Origin of the sequence: Deinococcus marmoris DSM 12784, from assembly GCF_000701405.1 — a bacterium.
Classification (GTDB): Bacteria; Deinococcota; Deinococci; order Deinococcales; family Deinococcaceae; genus Deinococcus; species Deinococcus marmoris.
In genome coordinates this window covers 1-1,535 of the sequence record NZ_JNIV01000232.1, presented here as the reverse complement: position 1 = coordinate 1,535, position 1,535 = coordinate 1, and the positions used below count along the sequence as shown (strand labels likewise).

Below are 1,535 nucleotides of genomic sequence, written 5' to 3'. Positions count from 1 at the left end.
TTGAGCGGGCCGGGCGGCTTTGGTTGTCTTCACACACTCCAGATACCAGCCCGGCCCTCTTTTTGGCTACTCCACGCTGTCCTGTGGCCCTACCAGGAACAGCATGTGACGGTGAAAAGACAGTCCCCGACGCGAACCTCCAGATCTTGACGTTACATTAATGTGTGTTAACGTTCATTTGAGCGAGCAGTCAGCTCAATTCAATTTCTGGAGGTTTGCACATGGCCAAAAGCACCAAGCCCGCCGCAAAGAAATCCGCCGTCAAGGCTCCGCCTGTCAAAGCAACGAGCAACAAGATCGCCAAGACCCAGATCATCGATATGGTGGCCGACAAGACCAGCCTGAACAAAAAACAGGCCGGCGAGGCCGTTGCCGCCATATTGAGCAGCGTCGTGGGAGCGCTTCAGGGCGGCCAGAGCGTCGGCTTGCCTGGACTGGGCACCCTCAGCGTCACCCAGACAGCGGCCCGCACTGGCGTGCGCCCCGGCACCAGCCAGAAGATCACCATTCCTGCGGGTAAGAAAATCCGCTTCAAGGTGGCCAGCACCCTCAAAGGCACCCTCTGACATAGGTCCCGCACCCCACCTTCCAGTTTGCCCAGCAATGGCGTGGACTGGATTTTTTCATTCATTCGCGGACCAATTCGTTGAAATGCACTGTTGAATGCACCCCAAACAAAAGACGCTAAGAATTGAAGACAACGCACTCCAGCGTTAGTGTGCATTTCTCACCATTCCCAGATAAGCTCTGGTCTATGCATCAGTACTGGGTCTGTCCCAGGCAAAGGGAAAACGCCCTTTGCCCAAAATTGCGTGTGGTAAGGGTGGAATTGATCTGCTCCACAACAGCCTGGGCCTGATGGCTTGCTGCCCCAGTACCTGTAGCTGTAGTCTCCGCCAAACAGCAGACCAAGAGGTGAGACCTTGAAGCAGATGGCTTTTGAACCCGGTGACCGTGTGGTGCTGCCGCCTTACGGCATCGGCGTGGTTAGCGGCACCTGCCAGCGCCCAGTGGGCGACGCCACACACGCTTATTACGAGTTGCAATTCGCCCACACGGCCAGCCGCGCCTACGTTCCGGTGGCGGCCCCCCAGAGCGCTGGGCTGCGCGCCGCCCTGATTGAAAGCGATCTGCCCGAACTGCTGTCACGGCTCCAGGACAGCAGTCTGGATCTGCCGAAGCAGTGGGCCGCCCGCCAGCGCATGGTCGCCGAGATCATCGCCAGTGGAAAACCCCTGGATCTGGCGATCCTTGCGTGCGAACTGCGGCGCTGGAATATGGAGCGCGGCTTGCCTGATCTGGACCGTCAGGCTTTCCGGCAGGCCATCAAATTGCTGGAGCAGGAAGTGAGCGGGTTGACAGACCATAATGCTCAGGCCATTCAGCACTTCCTTGAGCGGGCCTGGAACGAGAATCCACATAACTGAAATACCTACCAACCCACCGCCAGAGAACAAACAGACAACAAAAAGCCACCCCCAACTTGCGTTGGGGGTGGCCTGGACCGATGAACGACACTTCTGCACAGAGCTTAT

At 57.7% G+C, this 1,535-nt stretch carries 2 protein-coding genes; both read left to right on the top strand.

Features of this window, described 5'->3' with window-relative positions; all coding sequences use genetic code 11:
• Window positions 1-221: 221 nt before the first annotated feature.
• The gene (locus Q319_RS0123495; protein ID WP_029484790.1) at window positions 222-566 is read left to right on the top strand and encodes an HU family DNA-binding protein; all 345 of its coding nucleotides are present in this window, start codon (window positions 222-224) and stop codon (window positions 564-566) included.
• Window positions 567-932: 366 nt separating this feature from the next.
• Window positions 933-1,427 (top strand): CarD family transcriptional regulator, encoded by a 495-nt coding sequence (locus tag Q319_RS0123490; protein ID WP_029484789.1) that lies wholly within the window; start codon window positions 933-935, stop codon window positions 1,425-1,427.
• The last annotated feature ends 108 nt before the right edge of the window (window positions 1,428-1,535 follow it).